Below are 1,231 nucleotides of genomic sequence, written 5' to 3'. Positions count from 1 at the left end.
GACATGTGTTCGGCGCTTTTTTGTTGGGATAGTTTGTGTGGCTTATGCGGCATGACGAGATAAGCTTAATGCACCGTGCATTGGCAGGTTGCGTATTCTGTCCAGTGATGAATTGCACTTGGTTTACCGAGATAAAACCCTTGATAATAATCGAGTTCCAGTTGACGCATGGCTTGCAGCTGGTTGTTCTCTTCAACCCCTTCGATAATCACTTTGGCCCCCATGTTTGCCGCTAGATCTACCGCACTTCGAATGGAAAAGGTATCACCAGCGCAATAATCGAGTAGATAAGAGCGATCAATTTTAATTATGTCAGGACAAAGCTGCTGAACTCGGGCAATGTCGGAATGTTGCGCGCCAAAATCATCGATGGCAAAGATAAAGCCATTCGCTCTCATTAACTGTACGGCTTTAATCAGTAAATCAGTATCACCGCAGGATTCTTCTACAACCTCAAACACCACATCAGACGGGGTCATACCCAAATCGGCAAGACGTTTGTAAAGCAAGCCGTTGTCTTTAAAGCCCATGTCTTTGGTGAGCGTGAGTAGAGTTTGAGGCATAACATTGAGAAAGAGCTTAATCGGCGTTCCGGCAAAGTGACGAGCGAAGTTTCTGATGTGCATGGCTCGGGATAAAAATTCAACACATAAGCGAAAGTAAGGGTCGATACTTGCGTTGGAGAGAAAAATGTCTGGGCGAATTTGAACGCCGTCTGCGCCATGAATACGAAGGAGGGCTTCCATTCCAATAACGCGTTGGTGCTTATCAAAAATCGGCTGATAAACACTGTGAAAAGTGAATTGGTTGATGACTACGTAATATTCCCCAAGACCGTCCTGTCTTATGTACTGTTCGTAGTCAGACTGTTTCTTTAACTCCATGAAAAACGCCGAGAATTTAGCATTGAGTCAATGTAACAGGATGCAGTTCCAATTTGAAGAATCAAATGTGTCTAATTGCATGTGCTATTGAGTTAATTTGAAATAGATTCCGATTTTTTCTCAATATATCGAAAAATGAGTGACAGACCGAAACAAATCAAGAAGTAAGAAAAGCCAACAATCAGCCAAATTTCAAAGATATATCCTGATGAGTTTGCCATCTCTGTCCCAACGAAAGTCATTTCTTGTATAGAAATTAGCGAAACGATGGAGGTGTCTTTCACCAAAGAGATAGTTTGACCGGCAAGTGCAGGTGTTATTGATTTAAGCACCTGTGGCGCGATAAC

1 protein-coding gene and 1 pseudogene are annotated in these 1,231 nt (G+C 42.7%); both read right to left on the bottom strand.

The genetic code is table 11. From position 1 onward, the window contains the following. Positions 1-65: 65 nt before the first annotated feature. On the bottom strand, positions 66-884 hold the full coding sequence (locus R7E00_RS24110; RefSeq protein WP_005454118.1) for an EAL domain-containing protein: 819 nt from the start codon (positions 882-884) through the stop codon (positions 66-68). A gap of 92 nt (positions 885-976) precedes the next feature. Then, positions 977-1,231 (bottom strand): annotated as a pseudogene (locus R7E00_RS24105) (amino acid ABC transporter permease); the annotation flags it as partial.

Source organism: Vibrio sp. Vb1755, assembly GCF_033338635.1.
GTDB lineage: Bacteria > Pseudomonadota > Gammaproteobacteria > Enterobacterales > Vibrionaceae > Vibrio > Vibrio alginolyticus.
The sequence above is the reverse complement of the archived record's forward strand: the minus strand, read 5'-3'. Positions and strand labels throughout refer to the sequence as shown.